This is a genomic window from Methanosarcina spelaei (assembly GCF_002287235.1).
Lineage (GTDB): Archaea > Halobacteriota > Methanosarcinia > Methanosarcinales > Methanosarcinaceae > Methanosarcina > Methanosarcina spelaei.
The window spans coordinates 1-3,994 of record NZ_LMVP01000165.1 but is presented as its reverse complement, the minus strand read 5'-3'; the positions used below and the strand labels follow the sequence as shown (position 1 = coordinate 3,994).

The following is a 3,994-nucleotide window of genomic DNA, read 5'->3' as shown; positions in this document are numbered from 1 at the left end:
AGTTAGTGAAAAAAAGAATAAGTTTTTAAGTCAAAACCCTAATTTGAGATCCTCAATGTATTATAAGAATTTAATGTATTACAAGAGTTTAATGTATTATAAGAGTTTAATGTATTATTATACAACGATTTTAAAGGAATCTAAGGTTTAATTAAGTTAGTTTTCTCATAAGGTCATGTCATCTAAAGAGTGTTTCTTTCACTGCCTCTTTCATCCTCTCCCCCAAAAGTGTTGCTTTTTCACAATGTGATGCTTCTTTCGGGCTGCAATTTATGAGAATGCTCATTAGCCTGTCTGCTGTCCTGTGGTATTTCATGTCTTCGAGACTGACAAGAAGGTTAGATAAAGTTTCACTAAACTCTCTGCACTTCTCTTTGTTGCAGACTGCTTGCTCGTGTAACTTACACACAGATTCTAATTCCTTAATAAATTCAGGTGGGAGCTTTTCAGCCATTATAACTTTCTTTTCAGTTGACTCTTATTTGTAATCTGCAAACCGTCATTTAAAACGTGTATGCGCGTTTACAGTGCTCCATCATATCCTCTACAAGAACGGAATAAAAGTTGTCCGGAATTATAACTTTTTCTCTAACGTTTATAGCTCTAGCCTTGAGATCTTCCTGACAGGCATAAACTGTGTATCCGGGTAGTTCTAGTATACCGGAAAGCAGATGATATACTCCATCGCCTGCAAGGTAAATCCTGGCATTTCCAGAGCGAGTAACCAGTTTAAGACACAATTCCGACCGTGGATTAGATGGAGGCTTTGTCAGCAGAAACACGTCATATTCTTCCTGCATACTATCACCTCTTTTTTTAAAATAAGATTACGGAGTCTAAATTTTCCATCTCTTTGAGGAAGTCCTCTTCATCGACAAGCTCTATGGTCTCTATAAGAGTTTTATCAAAAAGCCCCCTCTCGATCAGTGAGGGCTCATGCACCAGTACTCTTAGCTCTCCATAAGAATAGAGAATATCTGAAAGGTTTGGCATTCTAAGATTTGTGCTATCCTGGTCAGCAGCTGCAAGATAAACTCCATCTCCGTAAAGACCGAGAGTTACATTCATTCCATTAAGACTTACTGCAGCGGCATTCAATGCTCCGAATGCCTTTTCACTTCCGTATGGGGCAGTGTTCAGCAGATAGAAAACTGATTTCATCGTTCAGACCTGTTTTGGGGAGCTTATCTTGACAGTGAGATTACTCTATCACTCTTTTTCAGCATTTCTGCGAGTTCATAAAGGCTGGAAATTCTTATTCCAGGGTGATAGTCTTTGCAGTTATTTCCGTTCTCAAGGTTCTCTTCTGCAATGTAGCCTCTTGCAGCAGCACACCGAGCACATGCTCTGATTACAGCTCCTTTCTCTGCAAGTCCAGTGAGAAGTTCACCTACATTAGTAAAAAAAGATGGATTCTGACTTTTTTTGGGTATATGCACTGCATCCAGGTAAAGGAATATGTTCACATGATATTGTTTAAGTGCTTCTTCGGCTAATTTGCAGGCAATTTCAGAGTATTCTGAAATATAAGGACCGTCGGTGAGCACTATAGTAAGTGTCTTCAATGGTTCCTCCTAACGAACTATATTTATTAATAGAGCTTAGATGTAACTGGTCAGAACCTGCAGATGCTCCTGCTTACTTGCGTACTCCGGTTCTTTAAGAAGAGTACACCTTTCCAGAGTAACTTGTCTTGCCATAAGCTTGATGGCAAAGCTATAACATCCCTGCTCTCCGCACTTACCACAATTGGTTTGGGGTAGGTATTTGTAGATCTCAATGAGATCGACCTTTGCTTTTTCTCTCGGAGCTGGAGCTTCACCTTTTGCAATAGCCTCATTGATAATACTCTTTAGTCTTTCAAGTTCTTCTTTAGCTTCGTCCTCGTTTTCGACCATTCTGATGGAGACTTTCCCACTACCATAAACAGTTGTGATGATTTCTCCTTTTTGAATTATCAGGCTATCTTTTCTATCTGAATAATTACTTCTTGGAAAGAGGGGCTCAAGGAGTTTCAAAACTCCACTAAGTGGTGGAGTCATATTTGCACTCACCCTAAGCTTTGAGGAATCAGCTATGCAGGGCAAAACCTGTTTGACCCTTGCAATTTCTATTGGTTTTGCCTGCGAGAAATCCGTAATTTCTTCAGCATTTTTCTCTTTTTTACCTTTTAGGAAATTTGTTCCGTATTCACTTAACTTTACAGTCTCTTCTTCCAGCTCAATAAGGCCGGCATCTTTGAGAATCTTGAGATGAAAGCCAAGCGTTGCCTTCTCGACTATCTCTCCGATTTCCCCGGTACTTCTGTAGCCATCCGCTAGGAAGTTAATTATCTTCCTTCTAATACTATTGGCCATAGCAAAGTTTACGAGTTTTGTCTCATTCGGGTTTTCCGACATCTTCAACACCTGCTGAAGTTCTTTTTTTCTGGCAACTTCTTATAGCGGCATACCATTCACAGGATCTGACCACAGCTCTTCTTCTGCAATTCTAAATAAAAATTGTCTGTGTCGATAGAACATAATAAATTTTTGGAATGTTTAGACTGTCAGTGATCACTATTTTTAACCTTCTCTAGAGGTTCCTGTTTAAAATGTTGTTTTTCAAACGACTGCAGATTACTTCTGCTCAAATGTATGCACTTAAGACTTGCAGATGCTCGAAGTTGGTTATATAGCTTGGTTCTTTTAGAGATGCGCATTTGTCTAAAGTGACCTCCTCTCCCATGAGCTTTATTGCAAATGTGTAACAGCTCTGTTCACCGCACTTACCACAGTTTGTCTGAGGAAGGTACTTATAGAGCTCCATAGGTTCGACCCTGACTTTTTCCCTTGGTGCCGGAGCAACACCTTTTGTAATAGCTTCATTGATGGTATTTTTTAAGTTCTTGAGAGATTCTTTTGCTTCATCCTCATTTTTTATCATTGTCATGGTCACTTTTCCAGTGCCGTAAACAGTTGTAATAATCTCTCCTTTTTGAATTATCAGGGCATTTATTTTTCCTGAATATTTGCCTCTGGGAAAGAGTGGCTCAAGAACCTTGAGAGTTCCACCCAGGGGAGGAGCTATGTTTGCAATTACCCTGAACTTTGAGGAATCAGCTATACAGGGTAAAAGTTGCCTGACTTCAGTAATTTCTATTGGTTTTGCCTGAGAAATATCTGCAGTTTTATCTGCACCTTTCTCTTCTTTCTCTTTAAGGAAATTCTTTCCATATTCGCTTAGTCTCACAGTCCCTTCTTCGATTTCAATCAAACTAGCCTGCTGAAGAAGCTTGAGATGGAAATCAAGCATGGTCTTCCCTACTTCTCCTCCAATTTCCTCAGTACTTTTATCTCCTGCCAATAAAAAGTTCATCATCTTCCGTCGGGTAGCATTAGACATAGCGTTGTTTACCAGTTTTATCTCATTAGGATTTCCAGGCATCTTTAACACCTACGAAAGTTATGAAAATTAACTTATTCTCTGACATAATAATATCAACATTTCTTCTTTCAAAAATAAAACTTGATTCTCTTAATCGATATGGGTTTAGTTCATAAAAACCCACAGTATAGATATCAAAAAAGATTGATATGAGTTTTAGAATCTGGCTTATTCATTTATTATTCATTAATCATATAATTGCCGCAAGTGAGGCTTTTTATATGAATCATTCTAAACGTTTACTTCGATACCTTATTTTTATAAACTTTCAAAAGCCAGACCCAGGATATAATATCCGGAATTAACTATCCCCTTACCGACGAGAACTTTCACCATCATTGAATTCAACTTGGTATCACTCTGATCAGCATTCCTCAGAATTAAATCTGTGATAATTGATCCGGCACCAAGAAACGAATTGTTTTCTACTATCGAAAAACGAATATCGGTATTAATAATTGAGTTGTTCATAACATAACTCATATAGCCCCCTTTCGATTTCCTTATTCAGAAAAGGCTTGTAATTCCTTCCTTTCATTAATGCCGTAGTTTACTGTCATCCCCACTA

Annotated in this window: 7 protein-coding genes; all 7 read right to left on the bottom strand. The window is 38.4% G+C overall.

Going from position 1 to position 3,994, the window contains the following annotated elements; genetic code table 11:
- Positions 1-178: 178 nt before the first annotated feature.
- The 7 genes from ASJ81_RS09645 to ASJ81_RS09615 all read right to left on the bottom strand — a co-directional run bounded on the left by ASJ81_RS09645 (position 179) and on the right by ASJ81_RS09615 (position 3,909).
- Entirely contained in the window at positions 179-454 is a 276-nt protein-coding gene (locus ASJ81_RS09645) for a hypothetical protein (RefSeq protein WP_095644285.1), read from the bottom strand.
- A gap of 49 nt (positions 455-503) precedes the next feature.
- Positions 504-800, bottom strand: coding sequence for a sulfurtransferase complex subunit TusB (tusB, locus tag ASJ81_RS09640; RefSeq protein WP_095644284.1), 297 nt, complete (start codon positions 798-800; stop codon positions 504-506).
- A gap of 16 nt (positions 801-816) precedes the next feature.
- Positions 817-1,161 carry a DsrE family protein gene (locus tag ASJ81_RS09635; RefSeq protein WP_095644283.1) on the bottom strand — a complete coding sequence of 115 codons (345 nt, stop codon included), beginning with the start codon at positions 1,159-1,161 and terminating at the stop codon, positions 817-819.
- 23 nt (positions 1,162-1,184) lie between these two features.
- Positions 1,185-1,565, bottom strand: coding sequence for a DsrE/DsrF/TusD sulfur relay family protein (locus ASJ81_RS09630; protein WP_095644282.1), 381 nt, complete (start codon positions 1,563-1,565; stop codon positions 1,185-1,187).
- Positions 1,566-1,601: 36 nt separating this feature from the next.
- Positions 1,602-2,399 carry a (Fe-S)-binding protein gene (locus ASJ81_RS09625; RefSeq protein ID WP_095644281.1) on the bottom strand — a complete coding sequence of 266 codons (798 nt, stop codon included), beginning with the start codon at positions 2,397-2,399 and terminating at the stop codon, positions 1,602-1,604.
- Between the two features lie 229 nt (positions 2,400-2,628).
- Entirely contained in the window at positions 2,629-3,426 is a 798-nt protein-coding gene (locus tag ASJ81_RS09620; protein ID WP_095644280.1) for a (Fe-S)-binding protein, read from the bottom strand.
- Positions 3,427-3,684: 258 nt separating this feature from the next.
- The gene (locus ASJ81_RS09615) at positions 3,685-3,909 is read right to left on the bottom strand and encodes a hypothetical protein (protein WP_095644279.1); all 225 of its coding nucleotides are present in this window, start codon (positions 3,907-3,909) and stop codon (positions 3,685-3,687) included.
- Positions 3,910-3,994 lie beyond the last annotated feature (85 nt).

What these genes read in the sequence shown, in the direction of transcription:
- ASJ81_RS09625 (WP_095644281.1), bottom strand. Translation starts at nt 2,399, where the DNA reads ATGTCGGAAAACCCGAATGAGACAAAACTCGTAAACTTTGCTATGGCC.
- ASJ81_RS09615 (WP_095644279.1), bottom strand. Translation starts at nt 3,909, where the DNA reads ATGAGTTATGTTATGAACAACTCAATTATTAATACCGATATTCGTTTT.
- ASJ81_RS09645 (WP_095644285.1), bottom strand. Translation starts at nt 454, where the DNA reads ATGGCTGAAAAGCTCCCACCTGAATTTATTAAGGAATTAGAATCTGTG.
- tusB (WP_095644284.1), bottom strand. Translation starts at nt 800, where the DNA reads ATGCAGGAAGAATATGACGTGTTTCTGCTGACAAAGCCTCCATCTAAT.
- ASJ81_RS09620 (WP_095644280.1), bottom strand. Translation starts at nt 3,426, where the DNA reads ATGCCTGGAAATCCTAATGAGATAAAACTGGTAAACAACGCTATGTCT.
- ASJ81_RS09635 (WP_095644283.1), bottom strand. Translation starts at nt 1,161, where the DNA reads ATGAAATCAGTTTTCTATCTGCTGAACACTGCCCCATACGGAAGTGAA.